27 protein-coding genes and 1 pseudogene are annotated in these 25,918 nt (G+C 45.9%); 25 read left to right on the forward strand and 3 right to left on the reverse strand.

From position 1 onward, the window contains the following. Positions 1–927, reverse strand: a complete 927-nt coding sequence (locus V7728_RS06730) for a Na/Pi symporter (protein ID WP_015240237.1) — start codon at positions 925–927, stop codon at positions 1–3. A 171-nt stretch (positions 928–1,098) separates the two neighbouring features. Between V7728_RS06730 and rpsU the strand changes: the two genes are divergently transcribed. The 25 genes and pseudogenes from rpsU (at position 1,099) to V7728_RS06855 (ending at position 24,083) form a co-directional block, all read left to right on the forward strand. Continuing rightward, positions 1,099–1,272, forward strand: coding sequence for a 30S ribosomal protein S21 (gene rpsU, locus V7728_RS06735; RefSeq protein WP_003152957.1), 174 nt, complete (start codon positions 1,099–1,101; stop codon positions 1,270–1,272). A 14-nt stretch (positions 1,273–1,286) separates the two neighbouring features. Continuing rightward, positions 1,287–1,733 (forward strand): GatB/YqeY domain-containing protein, encoded by a 447-nt coding sequence (locus V7728_RS06740; RefSeq protein ID WP_007408278.1) that lies wholly within the window; start codon positions 1,287–1,289, stop codon positions 1,731–1,733. A 122-nt stretch (positions 1,734–1,855) separates the two neighbouring features. After that, positions 1,856–3,172, forward strand: coding sequence for an NfeD family protein (locus tag V7728_RS06745; protein ID WP_015240236.1), 1,317 nt, complete (start codon positions 1,856–1,858; stop codon positions 3,170–3,172). A gap of 24 nt (positions 3,173–3,196) precedes the next feature. Beyond that, positions 3,197–4,189, forward strand: a complete 993-nt coding sequence (gene floA, locus V7728_RS06750) for a flotillin-like protein FloA (protein ID WP_007408280.1) — start codon at positions 3,197–3,199, stop codon at positions 4,187–4,189. A 27-nt stretch (positions 4,190–4,216) separates the two neighbouring features. Continuing rightward, positions 4,217–4,651 carry a hypothetical protein gene (locus V7728_RS06755; protein WP_015240235.1) on the forward strand — a complete coding sequence of 145 codons (435 nt, stop codon included), beginning with the start codon at positions 4,217–4,219 and terminating at the stop codon, positions 4,649–4,651. Positions 4,652–4,707: 56 nt separating this feature from the next. Further along, complete coding sequence (gene yqfC, locus V7728_RS06760) at positions 4,708–4,989, forward strand: sporulation protein YqfC (RefSeq protein ID WP_003152966.1); 282 nt, start codon at positions 4,708–4,710, stop codon at positions 4,987–4,989. A gap of 17 nt (positions 4,990–5,006) precedes the next feature. Next, a pseudogene (gene yqfD, locus V7728_RS06765) lies at positions 5,007–6,231 on the forward strand (sporulation protein YqfD). Beyond that, on the forward strand, positions 6,195–7,154 hold the full coding sequence (locus tag V7728_RS06770; RefSeq protein ID WP_007408283.1) for a PhoH family protein: 960 nt from the start codon (positions 6,195–6,197) through the stop codon (positions 7,152–7,154). Before yqfD ends, V7728_RS06770 begins: the two are co-directional and overlap by 37 nt. A gap of 80 nt (positions 7,155–7,234) precedes the next feature. After that, a complete protein-coding gene (locus V7728_RS06775; protein WP_007408284.1) occupies positions 7,235–9,367 on the forward strand; it encodes an HD family phosphohydrolase in 2,133 nt (710 codons plus the stop codon). Beyond that, complete coding sequence (gene ybeY / locus V7728_RS06780; RefSeq protein WP_012118016.1) at positions 9,368–9,841, forward strand: rRNA maturation RNase YbeY; 474 nt, start codon at positions 9,368–9,370, stop codon at positions 9,839–9,841. After that, a complete protein-coding gene (locus V7728_RS06785) occupies positions 9,822–10,196 on the forward strand; it encodes a diacylglycerol kinase family protein (protein WP_043021628.1) in 375 nt (124 codons plus the stop codon). The genes ybeY and V7728_RS06785 overlap by 20 nt, the downstream gene beginning before the upstream one ends. A gap of 123 nt (positions 10,197–10,319) precedes the next feature. Continuing rightward, the gene (locus V7728_RS06790; protein ID WP_003152976.1) at positions 10,320–10,730 is read left to right on the forward strand and encodes a cytidine deaminase; all 411 of its coding nucleotides are present in this window, start codon (positions 10,320–10,322) and stop codon (positions 10,728–10,730) included. Beyond that, positions 10,711–11,616: a GTPase Era gene (era, locus tag V7728_RS06795; RefSeq protein WP_007408285.1), complete on the forward strand. Its 906-nt coding sequence runs from the start codon at positions 10,711–10,713 to the stop codon at positions 11,614–11,616. Before V7728_RS06790 ends, era begins: the two co-directional genes overlap by 20 nt. Before the next feature lie 155 nt (positions 11,617–11,771). Next, on the forward strand, positions 11,772–11,915 hold the full coding sequence (locus tag V7728_RS06800; protein WP_007408286.1) for a YqzL family protein: 144 nt from the start codon (positions 11,772–11,774) through the stop codon (positions 11,913–11,915). A 36-nt stretch (positions 11,916–11,951) separates the two neighbouring features. Beyond that, the gene (recO, locus tag V7728_RS06805; protein WP_012118014.1) at positions 11,952–12,719 is read left to right on the forward strand and encodes a DNA repair protein RecO; all 768 of its coding nucleotides are present in this window, start codon (positions 11,952–11,954) and stop codon (positions 12,717–12,719) included. A gap of 301 nt (positions 12,720–13,020) precedes the next feature. Then, entirely contained in the window at positions 13,021–13,908 is an 888-nt protein-coding gene (gene glyQ, locus V7728_RS06810; RefSeq protein WP_003152984.1) for a glycine--tRNA ligase subunit alpha, read from the forward strand. After that, positions 13,901–15,940: a glycine--tRNA ligase subunit beta gene (gene glyS, locus V7728_RS06815; RefSeq protein ID WP_012118013.1), complete on the forward strand. Its 2,040-nt coding sequence runs from the start codon at positions 13,901–13,903 to the stop codon at positions 15,938–15,940. Before glyQ ends, glyS begins: the two co-directional genes overlap by 8 nt. Positions 15,941–16,040: 100 nt before the next feature. Further along, positions 16,041–16,679 carry a transcriptional regulator CcpN gene (gene ccpN, locus V7728_RS06820; protein ID WP_003152989.1) on the forward strand — a complete coding sequence of 213 codons (639 nt, stop codon included), beginning with the start codon at positions 16,041–16,043 and terminating at the stop codon, positions 16,677–16,679. 25 nt (positions 16,680–16,704) lie between these two features. Beyond that, complete coding sequence (locus V7728_RS06825) at positions 16,705–17,517, forward strand: pyruvate, water dikinase regulatory protein (protein ID WP_003152991.1); 813 nt, start codon at positions 16,705–16,707, stop codon at positions 17,515–17,517. Between the two features lie 255 nt (positions 17,518–17,772). Continuing rightward, entirely contained in the window at positions 17,773–18,279 is a 507-nt protein-coding gene (locus V7728_RS06830) for a YaiI/YqxD family protein (protein ID WP_014418404.1), read from the forward strand. A 21-nt stretch (positions 18,280–18,300) separates the two neighbouring features. Then, the gene (gene dnaG / locus V7728_RS06835; RefSeq protein WP_007408290.1) at positions 18,301–20,112 is read left to right on the forward strand and encodes a DNA primase; all 1,812 of its coding nucleotides are present in this window, start codon (positions 18,301–18,303) and stop codon (positions 20,110–20,112) included. A gap of 192 nt (positions 20,113–20,304) precedes the next feature. After that, positions 20,305–21,426 (forward strand): RNA polymerase sigma factor RpoD, encoded by a 1,122-nt coding sequence (rpoD, locus tag V7728_RS06840; protein ID WP_003152998.1) that lies wholly within the window; start codon positions 20,305–20,307, stop codon positions 21,424–21,426. A 350-nt stretch (positions 21,427–21,776) separates the two neighbouring features. Continuing rightward, complete coding sequence (gene cccA / locus V7728_RS06845; RefSeq protein ID WP_003152999.1) at positions 21,777–22,139, forward strand: cytochrome c550; 363 nt, start codon at positions 21,777–21,779, stop codon at positions 22,137–22,139. 125 nt (positions 22,140–22,264) lie between these two features. Next, entirely contained in the window at positions 22,265–22,969 is a 705-nt protein-coding gene (locus V7728_RS06850) for a tRNA (adenine(22)-N(1))-methyltransferase (RefSeq protein ID WP_032866478.1), read from the forward strand. Further along, on the forward strand, positions 22,962–24,083 hold the full coding sequence (locus V7728_RS06855; RefSeq protein WP_015240228.1) for a Nif3-like dinuclear metal center hexameric protein: 1,122 nt from the start codon (positions 22,962–22,964) through the stop codon (positions 24,081–24,083). The genes V7728_RS06850 and V7728_RS06855 overlap by 8 nt, the downstream gene beginning before the upstream one ends. Positions 24,084–24,103: 20 nt before the next feature. Here the strand turns inward: V7728_RS06855 and V7728_RS06860 are convergent, their stop codons facing one another. Both V7728_RS06860 and vrrA read right to left on the reverse strand, forming a co-directional pair. After that, on the reverse strand, positions 24,104–25,048 hold the full coding sequence (locus tag V7728_RS06860; RefSeq protein ID WP_012118007.1) for a 4-hydroxy-3-methylbut-2-enyl diphosphate reductase: 945 nt from the start codon (positions 25,046–25,048) through the stop codon (positions 24,104–24,106). A 122-nt stretch (positions 25,049–25,170) separates the two neighbouring features. Further along, positions 25,171–25,875, reverse strand: coding sequence for a VrrA/YqfQ family protein (gene vrrA, locus V7728_RS06865; RefSeq protein ID WP_043021624.1), 705 nt, complete (start codon positions 25,873–25,875; stop codon positions 25,171–25,173). Positions 25,876–25,918 lie beyond the last annotated feature (43 nt).

Here is a 25,918-nt window from a genome sequence, read left to right on the forward strand (position 1 = left end):
TTACGGTTTCGGAGGAATCAGCCTGTCAATCAGCCGGTAAAACAAATGTGTGAACGGCAGAAACAATAAGGCGGTGACTACGTTAAATAACAGGCTGAAATGCGCAATCATCTGCGCGGGATCATCAGACAGGCGCTCCGTAAAACCTGCTGATGCGGACAGGAAGGGAAATACGAGCAGCACGCCGAGAATATTAAACACAACGTGAGCACCGGCGGTCTGTCTGGCGGCATAACCGCCTGAAACAGCAGCCATGACGGCCGTGACGCATGTCCCGATATTAGATCCCAGAACGACGCTGACCGCTTGTTCAATGCCGATCACCCCTTCGTTCATAAAACTCATCAAAATGCCGATGCAGACGGAGCTTGAATGAATGATTGCCGTCAATATCATGCCGATAAAAAGAGCGGACCAGCTCGAATCATTCACATGTCGCAAAACCTCCGCCCCCGCCTTCATTTCTGTCAGCGGAACGGCGAGCCGGCTGAAGCATGTGATGCAAAAAAAGATGATGCCGAGACCGAGGAAGCTTATGCCGATCTGCCTGAACGGATATTTACGGAGGAGGATAAACACAAGGCCTCCGATAAAAAGCACCCAAATGAGCACATCCATCTTTATGGCTAAAAACTCCGTCGTAAACGTGGAGCCGACATTCGTGCCGAGAATCATCGGAATGGTCCGTTTAAAAGATAAAGCGCCTGCGCTGACAAAGCCGATGACAATGACCATGAAGGCTGAGCTGCTCTGAAGAAAACCAGTGAATACGATGCTTATGAGAAAAGCTTTCAAAGGGTGGTCGGTAAATAAGAGCAGGCTCTTCTCAATTTTTGAATACGTTAAGGCGATCAGCCCCTGCCTGAGCAGGCTCATTCCGAGTAAAAAAATCAGGATAAGTGCGGTAAAGAGAATCAGTATCATCAAATGAAACACCCCTTTCCATCATTATATAGACAAGCAGCTTTATTCATGACGGAAAAGTGAGCTCGCTTAGTTGACCTGACTGATGGCTTATATTATAATGTCAAAGTACATGTTTATATATGTATCTTTTTAAAGGTAGTCGATTGGTGTATTCGGAGGGAGGGAAAGAGAATGTCAAAAACGGTCGTTAGAAAAAACGAATCGCTTGAAGATGCTCTTCGTCGCTTCAAACGCAGTGTATCAAAGACAGGTACTTTGCAAGAAGCAAGAAAGCGCGAATTTTATGAAAAACCTAGCGTAAAGCGCAAGAAAAAGTCAGAAGCTGCTAGAAAACGCAAATTCTAAAAGAGGGTGGATTTATGAGTCTTCTTGAGCGACTTAACCAAGATATGAAGCTGTATATGAAAAGCCGTGAGAAAGACAAACTGACTGTCGTTCGAATGGTGAAAGCTTCACTTCAAAACGAAGCAATTAAGCTTAAGAAAGACAGTTTGACCGAGGATGAGGAACTTACTGTCCTATCTCGTGAACTTAAGCAACGTAAAGACTCCCTCCATGAATTTTCAAACGCTAATCGTTTAGATTTAGTAGATAAAGTTCAAAAAGAGCTGGACATTTTAGAAGTTTATTTACCGAAGCAGCTTTCTGAAGAAGAGCTGCAGACAATCGTAAATGAAACCATCGCTGAAGTCGGTGCGAGCTCCAAAGCGGACATGGGCAAAGTGATGAGTGCTATTATGCCTAAAGTAAAAGGTAAAGCTGACGGCAGCGTAATTAACAGACTTGTCAGCAGTCAATTATCTTAATTGACAAGAAAAAAGACATCTTTCCTTGAGAGATGTCTTTTTTTATACATAAAAAAATGAAACTAAAGTACATTTGTTACGTATATAAAGAAGAACGAAACGGGAAGGAGGGTATATTTGCCTTGTTCCGAAAAAAAACCGGAATTGCTGTTGCTCTATTGGGCTTATTTGTATTATCTTTATTAGGGGTTCAATTGAACGCGAAAGCTGATCATCCATCGGTTTATGTCATCCCGGTTGAGAAAAATGTCGAACAGGGGCTCGCCTCGTTTTTATCGCGTTCTTTCAAAGAAGCGAAGGAGTCCGGCGCGTCACACATTATTCTTGACATCAACACACCGGGAGGCGCCGTTCAATCAGCCTTGGATATTGCTGATATCATCGGCCGCGCGGATGTGCCTGTTACCGCTTACGTTAATAAACGGGCGCTTTCTGCCGGAGCGTATATAGCGCTTCAGGCAGATGAAATCTATATGGCGCCGGGCGGAAAAATGGGTGCCGCAGCCATCATCGACGGAAAGGGAAACGCGGCAGACAAAAAGGCCCAATCACTGTGGCATGCAGAAATGGAGGACGCAGCGGTTAAAAACAACCGAAATCCGAAATACGCCCTGGCCATGGCAGATCCCGCCATTAATGCAAAGGAAGCGGGCGCCCCAAAGGGAAAACTGCTGACACTGATCGCTGAAAAAGCCAAGGAAGTCGGATATTCGGAGGGCACGGTTTCAGACCTTGATGCTTTATATACAAAGCTCGGTTTTGACAAAGCGGATGTTCACCATGCAAAAGAAGGTTTCGTCGGCAAACTGGGCAGATGGCTGACAAATCCGTTTGTTGTCCCCGTCTTATTAACGCTTGCTTTGCTTGGTTTGACCATTGAATTGTTCTCGCCGGGCCTCGGGATACCGGGTGCCGTCGGACTGACGGCCATGCTGCTGTTTTTCACCGGGCATATCGCTGCCGGATTCGCCGGCTATGACAGCGTATTCTTATTTTGCGCGGGCTTGGTTTTTATCCTTTTAGAGATATTTCTGCCCGGAGGCATAATCGGTCTTATCGGTATTGCAGGCGTCATCGCGAGCCTCTTTCTCGCTGCGGGCAGCTTTACCGTAATGGCGGTTTCTCTCTTGATCGCCATTGCTGTGTCTATTACAGCCTTTATCATATTAACAAGGGTGTTGGGGAAACGAATGAAATTCTTTAAAAAATTAATATTAACTGATTCAACAAGCACGGAGAGCGGTTATGTTTCAAATCAGAACCGGACGGAGCTGTTGGGAAAAGTCGGCGTTACCGCTACAGCCCTCAGACCGTCAGGCACCGTCATTATTGATGATGAACGTCTGGATGTCGTCTCGGAAGGATCATTCACTGAAAAAGACAGACAGGTGAAAGTAGTGAAAGCGGAAGGCTCACGCATTGTCGTGAGAGAAATATAGATGATAACCTTGAGGAGGAATTAGATGGAACTGTCAAGTTTGGCGATTTTAGCATTAGTTGCTGCTGCCATTATTGTGTTAGCCATATTCTTCACCTTTGTACCGGTGATGCTATGGATTTCGGCGCTTGCGGCAGGAGTCAGAATCAGCATTTTCACTTTGGTCGGGATGAGGCTGCGGCGCGTCATACCAAGCCGCGTTGTCAATCCGTTAATTAAAGCGCACAAAGCCGGCCTGTCCGCAACAACAAATCAGCTCGAAAGCCATTATCTGGCCGGAGGTAATGTCGACAGGGTGGTCAATGCCCTGATTGCGGCACAGCGCGCCAATATTGAACTGTCATTTGAACGCTGCGCAGCCATTGACCTGGCCGGGCGTGACGTATTGGAAGCCGTACAGATGAGCGTTAATCCGAAGGTCATTGAAACACCGTTTATCGCGGGTGTCGCCATGGACGGAATTGAAGTAAAAGCAAAAGCCAGAATCACAGTAAGAGCCAATATTGAGCGCCTTGTCGGAGGAGCGGGAGAAGAGACGGTTGTCGCCCGTGTCGGAGAAGGGATTGTCTCGACAATCGGTTCTTCACACAATCATAAAAAAGTGCTTGAAAACCCTGATATGATTTCACAGACCGTACTTGGCAAAGGGCTGGATTCAGGCACCGCATTTGAAATTCTTTCGATTGACATCGCCGACGTTGATATCGGCAAAAACATTGGAGCGATTCTTCAGACGGATCAGGCAGAAGCAGACAAAAACATTGCGCAGGCCAAAGCCGAAGAGCGCCGCGCCATGGCGGTCGCCCAAGAGCAGGAAATGCGCGCTCGCGTAGAAGAAATGCGTGCAAAAGTCGTGGAAGCAGAAGCCGAAGTGCCGCTTGCGATGGCAGAAGCGTTGCGTGAAGGAAACATCGGCGTCATGGACTATATGAACATAAAAAATATCGACGCGGATACGGACATGAGGGATTCTATCGGCAAGCTGACGAATGACCAGCAAGATGAAGACCAACAATAACCTCTCTATTAAGGAGGGAGCCGCTATATGCACGAGATTCTGACAAATCCGCTCGTCATTGCCGCCGTCATCGGCATTATATCGGCAATATTCGGCAAGAAAAACAAAGATGAAAAACGTCCGCCGGGTACACGTCCCGGAAATCAGGCAAAAAAGCAGGATCAAAAACAGCCGCAGAAAGAGCATAAGCCGGAAGCGGAAGAATTGCCTGCCGTTTCAGAAGAGAACCCTTTTGAGCAAAAAAGAAGGGAAGCTGAAAAGCGCCTAGCGAAGACGGAGCAGATGTTTAACGGGCTCGAACATAAGCTGACATCCGCACGCGCACGAAACGCGTCTCTGAAGAAATCAGCCCTCAAAATAAATAAAGAAACTGCGGTCCAAGGCATTATATTCAGTGAGGTTTTGGGTCCGCCCCGTGCAAAAAAACCGCACCGGACCATGCGGAACATCGGTAAAAAATAAAGTGTTAGAACCCCTTTTCAAATCATACATATGAGATGAAAGGGGGTTCTTTTTTTATGGGGCAAAGAAAGAATCGTGTAAAGGCATGGCTGACAAGAGCATTGGAAATTCCCCCGGACGTTATGATGGATCTGCCTCGTATTACGATGGTCGGCAGACTTCATATCTACATAGAGAATCACAGAGGCCTCCTGCTGTTCAGTGAAGAAGAAGTCAGGCTGATGCTCAAGCAGGGTCAGTGTATCATATCAGGAAAAAACTTGGTCATTAAGGCAATCCTTCCTGAGGAAATCCTTTTGGAAGGCACGATAGATCACGTACGATATGTCGATTCATAAAGCCGGGGGGAAATAATGTGAAAAACAAATGGCTGTCATTTTTTTCGGGTAAAGTCCAAATGGAAGTCAAAGGAAAAGGGATTGAACGGCTGCTGAATGAATGCACGAGAAACGGAATCGCCATCTTTGCGGTGAAAAAAAAGCAAGACTGTGTTCTGCTGATGATTCAGCTTCAAGATGTACATGCTTTCAGAAGAGTCATCAGAAAACATGAATGCAAAGCAAGCTTTACAAAAAGAAAGGGTCTTCCCTTTCTGCTTCTCAAATCAAGATTAAACCTGGGCTTCACTGCAGGGTTTTTGATATTTTTTGTTATATTGTTTCTTTTGTCCAACATGATTTGGGAAATTGATATTAAAGGGGCCAAGCCAGAAACCGAGCATCAGATGGTAAAGCACCTTGAAGAAATCGGTGTGAAAAAAGGCCGTTTGCAATTTTTAATGATGACGCCGGAAAAAATTCAAAAATCATTAACAAACGGCATCGATAATATTACGTGGGTCGGTGTGGAATTGAACGGGACAGCCCTTCATATGAAAGTGGTCGAAAAGAACGAACCGACAAAAGAAAAGTACGTGAGCCCCCGTCATATCGTTGCCAAAAAGAAGGCGGTCATCAAAAGGATGTTCGTGCAAAAGGGGCAGCCGATGGCTTTTGTGAACGATCATGTTGACAAAGGACAGCTCCTCGTCTCAGGACTGATCGGAAATGAAGACCGGAAAGTCGCCTCAAAAGCGGAAATTTACGGAGAAACATGGTACAAGTCAGAAGTAACCGTGCCCCTTGAAACATCATTTACGCTATATACGGGTAAAGTAAGGACGAAGCACAAGCTGTCTTTCGGATCATGGGGCGTGCCTTTTTGGGGCTTTGAATTTAATGAGAAGCCGCTGAAACATCCGAAAACAGAGGAAGAAAAGCATCCGTTTCAATTTCTGGGGATGAAGCTTCCGGTTTCTTACGTTTCAGAACAGACAAGAGAAAGTGAAACATCCGTGCGGACTTATACGAAAGGCGAAGCGGTTCAGGCCGGTATCAAAATGGGAAGACAAGATGTAGAAAAGCGATTAAACGGCAGCGGAGAGGTGGAAAGTGAAAAAGTTTTGCACCAATCCGTTGAGAATGGTAAAGTAAAGTTGATTATTCTCTACCAAGTTATAGAAGATATCGTTCAAACCACACCTATTGTTCAGGGAGACTAAAGAATGGCAGAACATTTACTTGCGATTAATCACAAACTGAAAAGCCCGGACGAAGCACTTTCTTTGTTCGGCAGCCAAGATGCTTTTTTACATTTAATGGAGAAGGATCTGGGCATTAGCCTCATCACACGCGGTGAAACCATTTACGTTTCCGGGAATGATGAAACATTTGAGATCGCTGACAGATTATTGGGCTCGCTCCTTACTTTAATTCGCAAGGGGATCGAGATTTCGGAACGTGATGTGCTGTATGCCGTAAAAATGGCAAAAAAAGATGAACTGGACTATTTTGAAAGCATGTATGAAGAGGAAATAACGAAAACGGCAAAAGGCAAACCGATCCGTGTCAAAACCATCGGCCAAAGAGAATATGTGGCGGCGATGAAGAAAAACGACATGGTGTTCGGCATCGGGCCGGCGGGAACCGGCAAAACTTATTTGGCGGTCGTAAAAGCGGTGCATGCTTTAAAAAACGGCCACATTAAAAAAATCATTTTAACAAGACCCGCTGTGGAAGCCGGCGAGAGCCTCGGTTTTCTGCCCGGAGATTTAAAGGAAAAAGTAGATCCTTATCTGCGCCCGCTGTATGACGCGCTCCATGATGTGCTCGGAAGCGACCATACGGAGCGTCTTATGGAAAGAGGGGTTATCGAAATCGCCCCGCTTGCCTATATGAGAGGGCGGACGCTTGACGACGCGTATGTGATTCTTGATGAAGCCCAGAATACCACTCCCGCTCAAATGAAAATGTTTTTGACGAGATTGGGTTTTGGCTCTAAAATGATCATTACGGGCGACGTAAGCCAAATTGACCTGCCGAAAGGCGTCACATCGGGACTTGCAGTGGCGAAGGATATGCTGAAGGACGTAAACGGCATCTCCGTGATTGAACTTGACCAGACAGATGTGGTCAGGCATCCGCTTGTTGCAAAAATTATTGAAGCTTATGATAAGCAAAAGTAATGCAAAAATGACCCGATCTCCCGTTATCGGGTCATTTTTATATGATGTGTTCCTGATGTTTCAGGGAGGAGGTTCTTGTTTTGAAAAAGAAGGGAAAGGGCAAAAGCGCCCGGGAACGGTTCCGCAGTTTCAGACATGCCCGCTCAGCCCATGTGCTGCTGTACCTGCTGCTTTCAGCGATCATGTTTGGTTTGCTCTTTATTCATGTAAAACCTGAATCACTTAATTTGGATTTGTTTGCAGTCAGTGATAAGACGATTTACGCGCCCGCCACAGTGGAAGATCAGCAGGCGACGGAATCGAAAAAACAGGCGGCCGAAGATGCGGTGGAAGATCAATACACTCTGAAAAAAGGCTATACCGACAATCGGCTTGACCTGATCACTTCCATTTTTGACAGCATCGGCGAAGTGAAAAAAGATGCGGAAAAAGACAAAAAGTCACCTTCGGAAAAATCACTGGTAAAATCGGTGAAAAACAAGCTGACACAGGATGTCAATGAATCCGTCTCGGAAGATGCCATTAAATCGCTTCTCCATGCAAACAATGAAGATTTCTCATTTGTGAGGGATTCCGTCATTACCGCGGTGAATACGGTGATGAGCAGTGAAATTCCTTCTGAAAAGCTTGCTGAAGCGAAGGATAAGGTCGCAAAAGAGCTGAAAAGTGCTTCTGTGCCGTCAAAATATTTAGCGGCTGCGACTGAAATCGGAAAATACGCGGTCATCCCGAATTACGTTTTTGATCCGAAAGCGACCGATGAAAAACGCCAGGAAGCGTCAGACAGCGTCCAGCCGGTACAGATCAAACAGGGACAGGTTCTCGTGGAAGAGAATGATCTGATTGACCGGGAAGTATACAGGAAGCTTGAACTGACGGGTCTTTTGAATAATTCCAACCTGTTAAAACCGATCAGCGGTCTTCTTCTGATGATCGGCCTGTTTATTGCCACGCTTGTCTACTATTTTGAGAAACAGCAGCAGGAGCTTAAGCTGAAAAATAAATCTCTTTTGCTGTTTTCTATCATTACAACGCTTATTCTCGTCATTATGGAAGTCGTCAGTCTCTTTCAGAAGATTGAATACACCAATATCGGCTATCTTGTGCCGATCGCCGCCGGCGCGATTTTAATCAGGCTGCTGCTCAATGAAAGGCTCGCCATTTTAGGAAGCATCATTCTGGCGATCTGCGGCAGTATGATGTTTAATCAGGGTGTGACGGGAACATTTAATTACGTCATCGGCATTTACTATTTAATCAGCAGCATTTCAGGCATTCTGTTTTTGGGAAAACATAATGCGAGGTCAAAAATATTGCAGACGGGACTGTTCGTCTCATTTATTAATATGATTATCGTGCTGTCGCTTTTATTAATACAAAATACGGCGCTGTCACCGGTTGAAATCGGAACGCTGATGCTGATGGGGGTCGTCTCGGGACTTGCTTCATCCGTTTTGATTATCGGTCTGATGCCGTTTTTTGAGACGGGATTCGGCATTCTTTCAACAATGAGGCTGATTGAACTGTCTAATCCGAATCATCCCCTGCTTCGAAAGATTTTAACGGAAACACCCGGTACATATCATCACAGCGTCATGGTGGCAAATCTGTCGGAAGCGGCTTGTGAAGCCGTAGGGGCAAACGGTCTTTTAGCACGGGTCGGAGCGTATTATCACGATCTCGGCAAAACGAAACGTCCGCAATATTTTATTGAAAATCAGATGAATATGGATAATCCGCATGACAAGCTGTCTCCTCAGCTCAGCAAAAATATCATTATCGCACATACGACAGACGGTGCGAATATGCTCAGAAGCTATAAGTTTCCGAAAGAGCTTGTGGATATCGCGGAGCAGCATCACGGAACGTCCCTTTTAAAATTCTTTTATTATAAAGCGAAAGAAAAGGGCGACCAGATTACAGAGAAAGAGTTCCGCTACCCGGGGCCGAAGCCGCAATCGAAAGAAGCGGCTATTATCTCAGTGGCCGACAGCGTTGAAGCCGCCGTCCGTTCCATGCATAATCCCAATCCCGAGCGGATCGAAAAACTGGTGCGGGGAATTATATCCGATAAGCTTCAGGACGGACAATTCTCAGAATGTGATCTCACGTTCCGAGAACTGGATACGATCGCAAAAACACTATGTGCGACTTTAAAAGGAATTTTCCACTCCCGGATTGAATATCCGGAGGCTACGAAGAAGGTGAAATAAATGAGTTTACTCATAGATATTGTTGATGAAACGAACAGCGTCTCAGCTGATGCGCTCCAAGAAGTGGAGAAGCTGCTCCAATTCGCGGCGGAAAAAGAAGGCGTTCAGGACCAGGCTGAAGTATCGGTCACGATTGTGACAAATGAGGAAATCAGAGAAATCAACAGAGACTACCGGGGAAAAGACACTCCGACTGACGTCATTTCGTTTGCGCTTGAAGAAGAAGGCGAAGACGAGGTTGAAATCGTAGGCGCCGACATGCCGCCTGTTTTAGGAGATATTATCATCAGCGCAGACAGAACGAAAGAGCAGGCGGAAGAGTACGGCCATTCGTTTATGAGAGAGCTCGGTTTTCTGGCCGTGCACGGCTTTTTGCATTTGCTTGGCTATGATCACATGACAAAAGAAGAAGAGGAAGAAATGTTTTCAAAGCAAAAGGATTTGCTGGATGAGTATGGACTCACGAGATCATAAAAACGAGTGGAGCAGGTTCCTGAAGAGCTTTGTCCATGCATGGAGGGGAATCTGGAAAACGGCGCGGTCAGAGCGGAATTTTCAATTTCATATTACCGCGGCCTGCGCCGTTATCGTTTGCGGTTTTCTCACCGGGCTGAGCACAGCCGAATGGGCCATTGTTTTGGTGCTGATCGGAGGGATGCTTGCTTTGGAGCTTTTAAATACGGCGATAGAGCATGTTGTGGATTTAGTTACCGATCAGTATCACCCGCTCGCAAAAGCGGCAAAGGACGCGGCCGCCGGAGCCGTTTGCGTCTTTGCCGTGATATCGTGTATCATTGGTTTACTCATCTTCTTGCCGAAGATATGTTAGCAGAAGATTCTTACAATTATTTTACATTGCCAAAAATGGGCGTGAAAAACCAATCGTAATTATGTAAAATAAAAGTGACAGCGGTATCATACAGGATAAAGGTAAGAGAGGAATTAAGTACACATGAACAGACAAGAATTGATTGCAGAAGCATTAAAAGCGCGGGACACAGCGTATGTGCCGTATTCAAATTTCAGAGTGGGAGCCGCTCTTCTTACCAAAGACGGAAAAGTGTACAGAGGCTGCAACATCGAAAATGCGGCATACAGCATGTGCAACTGTGCTGAACGCACGGCGATATTCAAAGCTGTTTCCGAGGGGGATACGGAATTTGCGATGCTCGCCGTGGCTGCGGATACTCCGGGACCGGTTTCGCCGTGCGGAGCCTGCAGACAAGTAATTTCCGAGCTGTGCTCAAAGGATATGCTTGTTATTCTGACCAACTTACAAGGACAAATAAAAGAAATGACTGCGGAAGAATTATTACCGGGCGCATTTTCATCGGAGGATTTACATGACGAACGAAAGCTTTAAATCAGGATTTGTATCTATCATCGGAAGGCCGAATGTAGGAAAGTCTACCTTTTTAAACAGGGTCATCGGTCAAAAGATCGCCATCATGAGCGACAAACCCCAGACGACAAGAAATAAAGTCCAAGGGGTGCTGACAACCGGCACGTCGCAGACCATTTTTATTGATACACCGGGCATTCACAAACCAAAGCACAAGCTTGGCGACTTTATGATGAAAGTGGCGCAGAATACGCTGAAAGAAGTTGACTTGGTGTTATTTATGATTAACGCCGAAGAAGGGTACGGAAAAGGCGACGAGTTTATCATTGAAAAGCTCGGACAGACGTCTACACCGGTCTTTCTGATCGTTAACAAAATTGATAAGATCCACCCTGACCAGCTGCTTCTTTTAATTGATGAGTACCGTACGCGCTATCCGTTTAAAGAAATCGTGCCGATCTCAGCTTTGGAAGGGAACAACGTCGAAACCCTTCTCGCGCAGATTGAAGCGTATTTACCGGAAGGGCCTCAGTTCTATCCGAGCGATCAGGTGACTGACCACCCCGAGCGGTTCATTATTTCTGAACTGATCAGAGAAAAGGTGCTCCATCTGACAAGGGAAGAAGTGCCGCACAGCATCGCTGTCGCCATCGAGTCCATTAAAGGGCAGGAAAACGGCTCCGTCCATGTCGCCGCCACCATTGTGGTCGAGCGGGATTCTCAAAAAGGCATCGTCATCGGTAAAAAAGGAGCGCTTCTGAAAGAAGTCGGCAAAAGAGCGCGGGCTGATATTGAAGCTCTTTTGGGCTCACGCGTTTACCTGGAATTATGGGTGAAGGTGCAGAAGGACTGGCGGAATAAAATGTCTCAGCTGCGTGATTTCGGCTTCAAAGAGGATGAATATTAATTCATCTAAGGCGCATGTCTGAGGTGTGAGATTACCTCACAGAAGCAGGGATTCGTTAGCAAAATTTGTTTAACATGAAAAGGAGGACATCAGGTCAAGATAAGGGTAAGAATTTGGATTTGCAAGCTAGTTTAATGACGAAAGGTGGGTTTTTTGTGTTGAATTTTACCTGGAACGTATTTTCTCAAACAGGAAGTGTTGATACGTACCTTCTTTTTAAAGAACTGGAAAAAGAGAACCTGGAAAGACCCGAAGAACCGGAAGATGAGCTAGCCCGAATTGATTTTCCAATTTTGTAAACCTCTTGGCCCCTCCCATTGTTGGAAGGTGCGGAAATGCTGACTAAATGTGAAGGAATCGTGCTCCGTACGAATGACTACGGGGAGACGAATAAAATCGTGACATTGCTGACGAGGGAACACGGCAAAATCGGCGTCATGGCAAGGGGCGCCAGGAAGTCAGCCAGCCGGCTGTCAGCAGTCAGCCAGCCGTTTTTGTACGGGTCATTTTTAATGCAAAGAACATCCGGACTCGGCACGCTCCAGCAGGGTGAAATGATTCTCAGCATGAGAACGATCAGAGAAGATTTATTTTTGACGGCGTATGCCGCTTTTATCGCTGAACTCACTGACAAAGGAACGGAAGAGAAGAAACCGAACCCCTATTTATTCGAATTGATTCTCGAATCCTTTAAGAGGCTGAATGACGGGACTGACCCGGACGTGATCACCTTCATCGTGCAGATGAAAATGCTCGGCGTCATGGGGCTGTATCCGGAGCTGAATCATTGTGTCCACTGCAAAAGCGGGGAAGGGACGTTTCATTTTTCGATAAGAGATAACGGGTTTATCTGCCACCGCTGCTTTGAAAAGGATCCGTACAGAGTTCCGATGTCGCCGCAAACGGCAAGGCTGCTAAGGCTTTTTTATTACTTTGATATCGGAAGGCTCGGCAGCGTCTCGTTAAAACAGGAAACCAAAAACGAAATTAAACGGGTCATTGATCTGTATTACGAGGAATATTCAGGACTTTATTTAAAGTCAAAACGGTTTTTAGATCAGATGGAAAGCATGAAGAACCTTTTGGATGAAAACAAAAGTTGACATTCTGCCCATCTTTTTATATGATCATTTATTATAAAATATGTTGCAGTGACAGAAAGAAGTACTTGCGTCCAACTCATACAAGCGACCTTAGGGCAGTGTAAGCTAAGGATGAGCGCGCAACGAAAGGCATTCTCGAGCAACCCTTTAAAAAGAGGCTGAGTGATTCACATCCTCAGCAACTAGGGTGGAACCGCGGGAGAACTCTCGTCCCTATGTTTGCGGCCGGCAAGCATAGAGACGGGAGTTTTTTGGTTGCCGCCGCACTTGTAAAAGAATGGAGAAAGTGGAGGTGCTTGAAATGAACATTCAAGATATGATTTTAACCTTGCAGAAGCACTGGTCGAATGAAGGCTGTGTGCTCATGCAGTCGTATGATGTGGAGAAAGGCGCAGGCACAATGAGCCCGTATACATTTTTACGAAGCATCGGGCCGGAACCGTGGAGAGTGGCTTACGTTGAGCCGTCCAGACGGCCTGCGGACGGACGGTACGGTGAAAACCCGAACAGGCTCTATCAGCATCATCAATTCCAAGTCATTATCAAGCCGTCGCCTGATAACATTCAAGAGCTTTACCTTGATTCATTGCGTGCGCTCGGCATTGACCCGCTTGAACATGATATCCGTTTCGTAGAAGACAACTGGGAAAACCCGTCTTTAGGCTGTGCAGGTCTCGGCTGGGAAGTATGGCTTGACGGGATGGAAATTACTCAGTTTACATACTTCCAGCAGGTGGGCGGAATTGAATGTAAACCGGTATCCGTTGAGATCACATATGGTATTGAACGTCTCGCGTCATATATTCAGGATAAAGAAAACGTCTTTGATCTTGAATGGACGTCAGGATTTACTGTGAAAGATTTATTTATGATGGCTGAATATGAGCATTCCGTTTATACTTTTGAAACATCTGACGTGGATATGCTTTTCCATTTGTTCAGCACCTATGAAAAAGAAGCGATCAGACAAATGGATAACGGGCTCGTGCATCCGGCCTATGATTATGTGCTGAAATGCTCTCACACATTTAATCTGCTCGATGCAAAAGGCGCGATCTCGGTGACGGAGCGGACGGGTTATATCGGCCGTGTCCGCAACTTAGCGAGAAAAGTGGCAAAAACGTATTATGAAGAACGGGAAAAATTAGGGTTCCCAATGCTTAAAGAGGAGGGCTCTTCCCATGAGTAAACAAGACTTGCTTTTAGAGATCGGACTCGAGGAAATGCCGGCGCGGTTTTTACATGACAGCATGGTGCAGCTCGGTGAAAAGCTGACCGGCTGGCTGGCTGAAAAAAATATCGCCCATGGCGAAGTGAAACTTTTTAATACGCCGAGACGTCTGGCAGTATATATAAAAGACGTAGCAGAAAAACAGGCTGATATTCAGGAAGAAGCAAAAGGCCCTGCGAAAAAAATCGCTCTGGATGCTGACGGAAACTGGACAAAAGCCGCTATCGGATTTTCAAAAGGCCAAGGCGCCGGAGTGGATGACCTGTATATAAAAGATGTAAACGGCACGGAATATGTCTTCGTTCAAAAATTCCAGGCGGGACAAGAGACGAAGACACTTTTACCGCAGCTGGAAAATTTGATTGCCGGAATGCATTTCCCGAAAAACATGCGCTGGGGCACGCAGGATCTGCGCTATATCCGTCCGATCAAATGGATTATCGCTCTCTTTGGAAAAGACGTCATTCCGTTTAAAATCACAAATGTCGAGACGGGCCGGAACACACAGGGACACCGCTTTCTCGGCCAAGAAGTATCTGTTGATGCACCGTCATCATACGAAAAGCTGCTGAAAGAACAAAGCGTCATTGCTGACCCGAAAGAACGCAAACAAATGATCCAAAGCCAGCTGGACGCGCTTGCAGCCGAGAAGAAATGGAACATTCCGATAGATGAGGATCTGCTGAACGAAGTCAACCATCTGGTGGAATACCCGACGGCGCTTTACGGATCTTTTGAATCCGAGTTTCTTTCTATCCCTGAAGAAGTGCTTGTAACAACAATGAAAGAGCATCAGCGCTACTTCCCGGTAAAAGATGAAAACGGGAATCTGCTTCCTCATTTTATTACGGTAAGAAACGGGAACAGCCATGCAATTGAAAATGTTGCCCGCGGAAACGAGAAAGTGCTGAGAGCAAGGCTTTCAGATGCTGCGTTCTTCTACAAAGAAGACCAAAAGCTGAACATTGATGAAAATGTGAAGAAACTGGAAAATATCGTTTTCCATGAAGAGCTCGGCTCCCTTGGAGATAAAGTAAGAAGAGTGACCGCCATTGCGGGCAAACTTGCCGTCCGCCTGAAAGCGGATGAACAGACGCAAAAACTTGTGAAGCGCGCCGCAGAGATTTCTAAATTTGACCTGGTTACACATATGATCTATGAGTTCCCAGAGCTTCAAGGCGTGATGGGAGAAAAATATGCGCGCATGCTCGGTGAAGATGATGCCGTCGCTGCCGCTGTCAATGAGCACTATATGCCGAGAGCGGCCGGGGGAGAAGTGCCTTCAACCTTTACCGGCGCGGTCGTGGCGTTAGCTGATAAACTAGACACGATTGCTTCCTTCTTCAGCATTGACGTAATTCCGACAGGTTCTCAGGACCCGTACGGATTGCGCCGTCAGGCAAGCGGCATCGTTTCCATTCTGATCGACCGCAATTGGGGCATTTCTTTTAAAGAGCTGCTGTCATTGACAGAAACGGAAAAAGAAAATGAGCTCCTCGATTTCTTTACACAGCGTCTGAAATACGTCTTAAACGCTGAAGACATCCGTCATGACGTTATTGAAGCCGTTCTGGACAGCACAGAGCTTGAGCCGTATGCAGCCGTTCATAAGGCAAGAGTGCTTGAGAAGCACCTCGGCACACCCGGCTTTAAAGAAACGGCTGAATCACTCGGCCGGGTCATCTCCATCAGCAAAAAAGGCGAGAGCCGCGATATCAATCCGGATCTGTTTGAAAATGAACAGGAGAAAAAGCTGTTTGACGCTTATCAAAAAACAAAAGACAGTGTCGCGGAAAGCTTTGCCTCCAAAAACTATGAACAGGCGCTTGCCGTGCTCAGCGGATTAAAGGAGCCGATTGAAGACTACTTTAATCACACGATGGTAAATGCGGACGATGAAGCATTAAAAACCAACCGTTTAGCGCAAATGACCGCTCTTGCAGATGTGATCAAGTCTTTTGCTAATATGAATCATCTTATTGTAAAATAAAGAAAAAGACGGTTGCTGTGTGATCGGCAATCGTCTTTTCCCCTTTTACATAAACATCACAGAATGAAAACATAGATAAAGAAACCCTTCCATTAAGGTGGTGAGTACGATCGAATTAAATAAACGGCAAGAACAAATTTTACAGATTGTAAAGGAAAACGGCCCGATTACCGGAGAGCATATCGCAGAACAGCTCAATTTAACGAGGGCCACGCTGCGGCCGGACTTGGCCATACTCACCATGTCAGGCTTCTTAGAGGCCCGTCCGCGGGTCGGTTATTTTTATACGGGGAAAACGGGAAATCAGCTGCTTGCGGATAAATTGAAAAAGCTGCAAGTGAAAGATTTTCAATCGATCCCTGTTGTCATCAATGAAAATGTCTCGGTATACGATGCCATCTGCACCATGTTTTTAGAAGATGTCGGCACGTTATTTGTCGTAGATCGTGATGCTGTCTTAGTCGGTGTGCTGTCACGCAAAGATTTGCTGCGGGCGAGCATCGGCCAGCAGGAACTTGCCTCAATACCGGTTCATATTATCATGACAAGAATGCCGAATATCGCCGTCTGCCGGCGTGACGATTATGTGATGGACATCGCCAAGTATTTAATTGAAAAACAGATCGATGCCCTGCCCGTTATTAAAGATACGGATAAAGGCTTTGAGGTCATCGGCCGGTTTACCAAAACGAATATGACTAAGATACTTGTCAGTTTATCAGAAAATGAAATCATATAAGCTTGAAAACTAACGGGGGGATAACATGGACAATCGCATCATTTATGTAGTATCAGACTCAGTCGGAGAAACCGCCGAACTCGTTGTAAAAGCCTCGCTCAGCCAGTTTAACGGCTCAGCCGATGATACGCATATCAGAAGAATACCTTATGTGGAAGATATCGGCACCATTAATGAAGTCGTGTCTCTCGCCAAAGCGGACGGCGGCATTATTTGTTTTACGCTCGTTGTTCCTGAAATGCGCAAATACCTGGTTGAACAAGCGGAAAAAGCGAATGTGCTGTATTACGATATTATCGGTCCGCTCATCGATAAAATGGAATCGGCTTACGGTCTGACCGCCAAATATGAACCGGGCCGCGTCCGCCAGCTTGATGAAGATTATTTCAAAAAGGTCGAGGCGATCGAGTTTGCCGTCAAATATGACGATGGCAGGGATCCAAGAGGCATTTTAAAAGCCGATATCATCCTGCTCGGAGTATCCAGAACGTCTAAAACCCCATTATCACAATATCTTGCCCATAAGCGTCTGAAAGTGGCCAATGTGCCGATCGTTCCTGAGGTCGATCCGCCGGAAGAACTGTTCAGCGTTGATCCGAAAAAATGCATCGGCTTAAAAATCAGCCCTGATAAACTGAACCATATACGAAAAGAACGGTTAAAATCTCTCGGCTTAAATGACAAAGCCATTTACGCCAATATCAACAGAATTAAAGAAGAGCTGGAGTATTTTGAGAAAATCGTGGACCGGATCGGCTGCCAAGTCGTTGACGTTTCGAATAAAGCGGTCGAGGAAACAGCGAACATCATTCATCATCTCAAAACAAAGGGCCGATAACTCAGGACGCTTTATCCTGGGTTTTTGGGTATGCAAATAGGGAATAAACAAAAAGGATGGCATCTTCGCGAAGTTTGTATTATAATAAAAAATTGTGATAAAATGTTTATTTTTAGGTTTAAGCTTCGTGTGATACGAATAAACTATTATGGGTAAGATGTCAAGAATAACTCCCGGAAATTTTTCGACAAAGCTCAAAATAGATCCGCAGTCATGGAGCATATGCGATTTCGCTTGTTTTTATGCAGGAGATTGATGGAGGGATGGAGAATTAGTCTTCTAAATGAAAAAGAAAAGACGATTTTTGTCGATGCAGACGCATGCCCCGTAAAAGAGGAAATAATGCTCATTGCATCGCAATTCAGCGTTCGGGTTATTTTCGTCGCATCATTTGAACACTACCAGCTTTCCAGAAGCAAAGACGAGAACTGGGTATACGTTGATCCTCATAAAGAAGCGGCAGACTTATATATCGCAAACCATGTGAGATCGGGAGACGTCGTAGTCACGCAGGATATCGGTTTAGCCTCTCTTTTGCTGAACAGAAATATTGCCGTCTTATCGGAAAGGGGCCGTTCTTATACTGAAGACACGATTGACTTCGCTCTGATGAGCCGTCATATGTCAGGCAAAATGAGAAGAAGCGGCATTCATTCCAAAGGACCTAAAAAATTAAATAAAGAAGATCGGAATCGATTTGTTACCCTGCTTAAAAAAATCCTGTCGAATGATGAAGGGATTTCAAATCAAAACATCGAATAATGTACGACGGAGTGTTATAAGATGGGAAACCGCATACCAGATGAAGTAGTTAATCAGGTGCAGCAGTCAGCAGACATTGTTGAAGTCATAGGTGATTATGTCCAATTGAAAAAGCAAGGCCGCAACTACTTTGGGCTCTGTCCGTTTCACGGGGAAAACACGCCCTCGTTTTCCGTCTCCAGCGATAAGCAGATCTTTCATTGCTTCGGATGCGGTGCGGGCGGGAACGTTTTCTCTTTCTTACGGCAGATGGAAGGTTATTCATTTACGGAAGCTGTTTCTCACCTTGCGGATAAATATCAGATTGATTTCCCTGATGATATAACGATTCACTCTGCATCCAGGCCGGAATCTTCCGGAGAGCAGAAGATGGCGGAAGCCCACGAGCTTCTGAAGAAATTTTACCATCATTTGCTAATAAATACAAAGGAAGGCCAGGAAGCGTTAGATTACCTTTTATCAAGGGGTTTTACGAAAGAGCTCATAGATGAGTTTGAAATCGGCTACGCGCTGGATTCCTGGGATTTCATGACGAAATTCTTGAAAAAGCGCGGTTTTGAGGAAGAACTGATGGAAAAAGCGGGTCTGCTGATCAGAAGGGAAGACGGCAGCGGGTATTTTGACCGTTTCAGAAACAGAATTATGTTTCCCATTCATGATCACCACGGAGCCGTGGCGGCTTTTTCAGGAAGGGCGCTCGGAAGCCAGCAGCCGAAATATATGAACAGCCCGGAAACGCCGCTGTTTCATAAATCTAAGCTGCTGTATAACTTTCATAAGGCGCGCCTGCCGATCAGGAAAGAGGAGAGAGCCGTTCTGTTTGAAGGCTTCGCTGACGTCATATCCGCCGTCAGCTCAGGCGTAAAAGAAAGTATCGCCACAATGGGGACGTCGCTCACCGAAGAACATGTGAAAATCCTCAGAAGAAATGTTCAGGAGGTCATTCTCTGCTACGATTCGGATAAAGCCGGGTACGAAGCTACGCTGAAAGCGGCCGGCCTGCTCCAGAAAGCCGATTGTAAGGTAAGAGTAAGCATGCTGCCTGACGGACTTGATCCTGATGATTATATCAGAACCCGGGGCGGAGAAAAATTCCGGACCGATATCATTGATGCAAGCGTTACGGTCATGGCTTTTAAAATGCAGTATTTCCGCAAAGGGAAAAACTTATCTGACGAAGGAGACCGGCTCGCTTACATGAAAGAAGTGCTGAAAGAAATCAGCGCTCTTTCCGGGTCGCTTGAGCAGGAAATGTATGTGAAGCAGCTCGCCTCAGAATTTTCTCTTTCGGTAGAATCTTTGACGGAACAGCTTTCCATCTACGCCAGACAAAACGCCCCCGGCGACAAAAACGCCGAACCGCAGACAAGGCGGGCCCGGGTGACGACAAAAGCGAAACGGCGCCGTCTCCGTCCCGCCTATGAGAACGCGGAAAGACTTCTGCTCGCTCATATGCTGAGAGACCGAAACGTCATAAAGAAAGTGATTGAGCGTGTCGGCTTTGAATTTAACATTGACGGACATCGTGCGCTGGCAGCATACCTGTACGCTGTTTATGAAGAGGGCGCTGACATGACGCCGCAGCATCTTATGGCGAGAATGCAGGATGAGGAAATCAGCCAGCTGCTTTCAGATATAGGGATGCTCCAAGTAAACGAGGAGCTCTCAGAGGCCGAGTTATCCGATTACGTAAAAAAAGTGTTGGATCACCGAAAATGGTCAATGATAAAGGAAAAAGAAGCAGAAAGAGCGGATGCGGAGAGGCAGAAAGACTTCGTGAAAGCTGCGTCTCTGGCTCAAGAAATTGTTGCATTGAACCGATCATTAAAGTAACACCAAAAAGAGGCTTGCGTTCTGATTGGCAATGATTCCTTGCGGAGGAGCAAATAGATCGCTTAACCTCATCATGAATTGTCATTTATTATCCGCAGCCCTGCATGCTGAAAAAGAGAGAAGGCTTCCGGGTCGGATAAGAAACATACCGCTTTTAGAATTCGTTGCAAGCTTTGGAAGGAGGGATCCATAATGGCTGATAAACAAACCCACGAAACAGAAACAGAACTTACATTAGACCAGGTAAAAGAGCAGCTTACTGAAACTGGAAAAAAACGTGGCGTTTTAACATATGAAGAAATTGCTGAACGCATGTCCAGCTTTGAAATTGAATCAGACCAAATGGATGAGTATTATGAATTTTTAGGAGAACAAGGTGTTGAATTAATTAGTGAAAATGAAGAAACGGAAGATCCTAATATTCAACAGCTTGCCAAAGCCGAAGAAGAATTTGACCTTAATGACCTCAGCGTACCGCCTGGCGTAAAGATCAATGATCCAGTCCGCATGTACCTTAAGGAAATCGGACGGGTAAATCTTCTTTCTGCTAAAGAAGAAATCACCTACGCTCAAAAAATTGAAGAGGGTGACGAGGAATCTAAACGCAGACTGGCTGAAGCAAACCTTCGTTTAGTTGTCAGCATTGCTAAACGGTATGTCGGCCGCGGCATGCTTTTCTTAGACTTGATCCAAGAAGGAAACATGGGTCTCATGAAAGCCGTCGAGAAGTTTGACTACCGTAAAGGATATAAATTCAGTACGTATGCGACTTGGTGGATCAGACAGGCGATTACACGCGCCATCGCTGACCAGGCGAGAACAATCCGTATCCCGGTTCACATGGTGGAAACCATCAACAAATTAATCCGGGTGCAGCGTCAGCTTCTTCAGGATCTTGGCAGAGAGCCGACACCGGAAGAGATTGCTGAAGACATGGATCTTACGCCTGAAAAAGTCCGTGAAATATTAAAAATTGCTCAAGAGCCTGTTTCTTTAGAAACGCCGATCGGTGAAGAGGACGACTCACATCTCGGTGATTTCATCGAAGACCAGGAAGCGACATCTCCGTCGGATCATGCGGCATATGAGCTTTTAAAAGAACAGCTGGAAGATGTGCTGGATACGTTGACAGATCGTGAAGAAAACGTGCTGCGTCTCCGTTTCGGTCTGGATGACGGACGCACAAGAACTTTGGAAGAAGTAGGCAAAGTGTTTGGAGTAACGAGAGAGCGTATTCGCCAAATTGAAGCAAAAGCGCTTCGCAAATTGAGACATCCGAGCAGAAGCAAACGTCTGAAGGATTTTCTCGAATAGAATGGAACGGGTCTTTTTGATCCGTTCTTTTTTATGTATAAGATATATGGATAATATACCTTTATTTTACTGGATAAGCATATGTTTTGCAAATGAGTTTGGAAAAAATGCGGCATGTCCTGAAAGGGGGAAAATGAGATAAGTTTATTTATATTCTTTATTGTAAGCGTATACAATTCATTATACAATAGAATAAAGATAATTTTGTGATAAACAAAACAGTTATTTTTGCTTTTTGTATAAATTGTGAAATCAATGAAATTGCTGAGCAAGACCATTTACTTTTTGTAAAAATAAGTTAGAATTAGAAGTGTTTACATAGGGGGAGAATGAAAAAGGGGGATGGAGATATGAAGTGGAATCCGCTGATTCCTTTTTTGCTCATTGCAGTGCTGGGAATAGGGCTGACTTTCTTTTTAGCTGTAAAAGGCAATGGAGATGCGCATCAGATCGCAAGCGGCGGTGAAAGCAAAAATGCCGAGAAGGAAACTGCAAACGCTTCACCTGAAGAGATTTATAAAGCGAACTGCATCACCTGTCACGGGGAAAACTATGAAGGTGTGTCAGGGCCGAACTTAAAAGGCGTCGGCAAAAGAAAAGATGTCGCTGAGATTAAAACAAAAATTGAAAAAGGCGGCAACGGGATGCCCGCAGGCCTTGTGCCGGCCGAAAAGCTGGATGACATGGCAAAATGGGTTTCTGACATTAAATAAAGCTTTACCGGTCCCTATATAAAAGACATATGAAAAACTCTATCCGCCGCTTGGATTCCGGGCGGTTTTTTTATATGATAGTAAAGGAAAAAGAACCTGAGAAAAGTTGTGATATTGTGAATGAAATGAAGTTATCTAAAAGATTGCAGTCTGTGGCGGAATATATCCCTCCGGGTGCCCTGGTTGCTGATATCGGGTCGGACCACGCGTATCTTCCTTGCTATGCCGTTTTGAATCATTTGGCAAGCCGGGCAATCGCCGGTGAAATTACAGACGGACCGTTTCTATCCGCCAAACAGCAGGTGGAAAAACTGGACTTAAGCACTCTTATCTCCGTAAGGAAAGGTGACGGGCTGAGCGTCCTTGAAAAAGGAGAAGCCGGCGCCATTACAATCGCTGGCATGGGCGGAGCGCTGATCGCTCATATTTTGGAGTCCGGAAAAACGAAATTGACGGGGCGTGAACGGCTGATTCTGCAGCCGAATATTCATGCCGTTCATATAAGAGAGTGGCTGTATCAGGAAGGCTATGAACTGATTGATGAAGTGATTCTCGAAGAAGACGGAAAGTGTTATGAAATCCTCGTTGCGGAAACTGGCGACCGTGATGCGCCGTATCGGGACGTGCCGATGGCTGCCGGAATGCTTGCGGGTCCGTTTTTATTAAAAGAGAGGAATGAAGTGTTTCTTCGGAAATGGAGCCAGGAACTTAAGCATACTGAACAAATTTATGAACAGATCAGCCGCAGCGCAAAGCATGAAAGTCATGAAAAATTAGCTGAATTGAAAGAGCGGATTTCTCTGCTGAAGGAGGTAATCGGACATGCCTAAACATGTGAACGGACAGGAAATCATCCAGCTGTTTGAACAATTTTCACCGAAGGCTTTTGCGGTGGAAGGAGATAAAATCGGCCTGCAGATCGGTACATTGAATAAGCCGGTGAAAAATGTCATGGTGACACTGGATGTTCTGGAACAAACGGTAGATGAAGCCATTGAGAAAAAAGTTGACTTAATTATCGCCCACCATCCGCCGATTTTTCGGCCGCTTAAACAGATCACCACTGATCAGCCTGGCGGAAGACTGATTGAGAAATGTATAAAGCATGATATTGCCGTATATGCGGCTCATACGAATCTTGATGTGGCGGACGGCGGTGTGAATGATCTGCTTGCCGAAGCTCTCGGCCTGACAGACACAGAAGTGCTTGTCCCGACATATTCGGACCCGCTGAAAAAGCTTGCCGTATATGTTCCGAAAGACTATGAAGAAGCTGTAAGAACCGCACTTGGCAACGCCGGAGCGGGACATATCGGCAATTACAGCCATTGCGCGTTCTCCTCTGAGGGAATCGGCAGCTTTAAGCCGCTGGACGGGGCAGAACCGTTTATCGGACAGACGGGAGAGCTGGAACTCGTCCATGAAGTGAGACTTGAGACCGTTTTTCCGGCAAGTATGGAGAAAACCGTCGTAAAAGCGCTGAAAAAAAGCCATCCGTATGAAGAGGTGGCATATGATATTTATCCAGTGGAGCAGTCTCCGCTTGAAAAAGGGCTCGGCCGCATCGGAAAACTTCAGCAAGACATGACGCTTGAAGAGTTTGCTCTGTTTGTGAAAGAAAAGTTTGACGTTAACGGAGTCCGGATGGTCGGAGAGCGAAACAGCAAGGTGAAAAAAGTCGCGGTTCTTGGCGGTGACGGAAATAAATATATTTATCAGGCAAAGCGGAAGGGTGCAGATGTTTACGTGACGGGCGATCTTTATTTCCATGTAGCGCATGATGCGATGATGATGGGGTTAAACGTCGTGGACCCGGGGCATTATGCTGAAAAGATCATGAGAAAAGGCACGGCTGAGAAGCTTACGGCAATGGCCGGGGAGAAAAACTATGATGTGCGCATTTTCGCTTCCGAAACAGATACAAACCCATTTACTTTCTTATAAAAAAACTGAGGCCCCCGGCCTCAGTTTTTTATTTTTACTTTCGGAAGGATTTTTTTTAGCGGCACACTGTGTTCAAGCTGCCATGTCGATTCATCGTTGTGGTCAAACTGCTCTAAAAAGCGGATGACTTCCTTTGTAATCGGTGTCGGTGTTGATGCGCCTGCGGTAACGGCGACGGTATTGACGTCTTTCAGCCATTCGAGCTTCAGTTCACTGATGTCTCCGATTCGGTAGGCTTTTGTTCCGGCGATTTCTTCTGACACTTGAGCCAGTCTGTTGGAGTTATTGCTTTTCGGATCACCGACAACAATGGTTAAGTCCGCTTTTTTTGCCTGCTCTGATACAGCTTCTTGACGAACCTGTGTGGCCAGGCAGATTTCCTGATGGTATTCCACGTACGGGTACTTTTCTTTGACTGATTCCATAATATCGTGGACGTCCCACTGGGACATTGTCGTTTGGTTTGTAACGATTAATTTCTCAGCCTGAATATCGAGATTTCTCACGTCTTCCTCTGTTTCAACGAGATGAACGATTTCAGGAGCGACGCCGACGGCTCCTTCAGGCTCGGGGTGGCCTTTTTTACCGATGTATATGACGTGATAACCTTCAGCTTTTACTTTTCGGATTAAGTCATGTGTTTTCGTGACGTCCGGGCATGTGGCGTCAATCGTAACAAGCCCTTTTTCCTCAGCGGCTTTTCTTACTTCCGGAGATACCCCGTGAGCCGTGAAAATAACGGTTCCTTTTTCCACCTGCTTTAAAATCTCCAGACGGTTTGTGCCGTCAAGCGTGTAAATGCCGTCTTCCTCAAACGCATCTGTGACATGCTTATTATGAACAATCATTCCCAGTATATATATAGGTCTTGGCAGTGTTTTATCGAGTGACGCGTTTTTGGCTATGACCATGGCATCAACAACGCCGTAACAGTAGCCGCGCGGCGATATTTTGATAACGTCCAATGTAGATGTCCTCCTATCAAAAGTGAGTGTAGAGGCAATATAAAAAGCCGTAGTTAAACGGCTCAAATCTTGCATTCTTCTGATCTCATTATAGCTAATCTTTCGTGAGATATCAAAGAATGTTAAATATATAATTTCGGCTTTGATCTGCCCGATGTTCTTTTTGGACGCGGCTGTTCCGCTGAGTCTGCCTGTGCGGCGTCTTTTTCTTTTGAAGCGGATGCTTTTTCAGACGTCTTCTTTGATGTTTTGGATGAGGCGTCTGATTTGTTTTCATCTTCTGTTTCATCTGTTTCATCTGTTTTTTCAGCTTCATCCTTTTTGTTCTGTTCGTCTGTTTCTTTCGTCTCGTCAGATTCATTCTCGTCATCACTGCTGCTTAATTGGCTGTAAAGCTTCATCATGGCGGGCAGACTCCGTACTAAAGGACCGTACTGCTGAATCATCGGCGTAACCTGCTGCGCCACGCCGAGCACCTTCTGAACGTTGCCGAGCATGCTCGACAGGGATGCCGGACTTGCCAGGTTCTGTATTCCCTGCAGTCCTGCACCTGCTCCTCCGCTGGCCGCCGCCGGTGCCGACGCGGCAGCGCTTCCTCCTCCTGAACCGGGTAAAAAACGGGAAAGCATACCTTTTAAGCCCCCTCCGCCGCCCGTGCCTGCGTTTCTCAGGCCCGCTCCGGCAATCTGCTGCTGAGGGAAAAGCTGCCGTCCCTGCTGCATCAGCTGCCGTCCCGGCAATGACGGTCTTCCTCCCATCATCATACGCGGATTCATAAACGGCCGGCCCTGCTGCGCCATATTTCTCATCGGCTGCTGTGGAAACATACTTGTACCTCCTTTCTGTCTCTCTGCTATTACAATATGCATC

Source organism: Bacillus sp. JHAA (assembly GCF_036961585.1).
Classification (GTDB): Bacteria; Bacillota; Bacilli; order Bacillales; family Bacillaceae; genus Bacillus; species Bacillus velezensis.